General features: G+C 65.9%; 1 protein-coding gene and 1 pseudogene. Both read right to left on the reverse strand.

From position 1 onward, the window contains the following. A partial coding sequence (locus tag EN884_RS38140) for a PfkB family carbohydrate kinase (RefSeq protein WP_245492078.1) occupies nt 1-351 on the reverse strand: 351 nt, incomplete at its 3' end. Continuing rightward, nucleotides 348-472 (reverse strand): annotated as a pseudogene (locus EN884_RS40020) (ADP-ribosylglycohydrolase family protein); the annotation flags it as partial. The pseudogene EN884_RS40020 and the gene EN884_RS38140, both read right to left, overlap by 4 nt.

Raw genomic sequence — 472 nt, forward strand, 5'->3', positions numbered from 1 at the left:
GCTGAGAACGCTCTCCGCACCAGGCCACGACACGAAGGTGCGTTCGGCGTCGCTCGAGATCATGGCGACGCAGTTGCCGCTGTCCATCACGGGCGATGGCGGCGTCAGTGTCTCGATACCCTCGGCTATGAAAGCAGCGCGCAGGAAATCGCCATTGGGCCCGCTGCCGAGTTGGCCGCCGAACACCACCTGCCTGCCGGTGCGGCTGGCCGCCACCATCATGTTGAAGCCACCGCCGGCGACCTGGGCAAAGCTCGATGCCGTCTTTTCCATGCCGGGCGCCGGCAGGGCGTCGATGCGGTAGACATAGTCGACCACGGCACTGCCGACATGGACGAGACGGCCGCTCATTCCGCCGCGTCCTTGCCGGAACCGATTTTCGCCATCCTTGCTGCCACGAGATCGGCGGCGAGCGCGCGAACCTCCGACATGTCGAGGCCGACAAGCCGGGCGATATGCTGTTGCGGCAATC

This window comes from Mesorhizobium sp. M7A.F.Ca.AU.001.01.1.1 (assembly GCF_004022735.1).
GTDB lineage: Bacteria > Pseudomonadota > Alphaproteobacteria > Rhizobiales > Rhizobiaceae > Mesorhizobium > Mesorhizobium ciceri.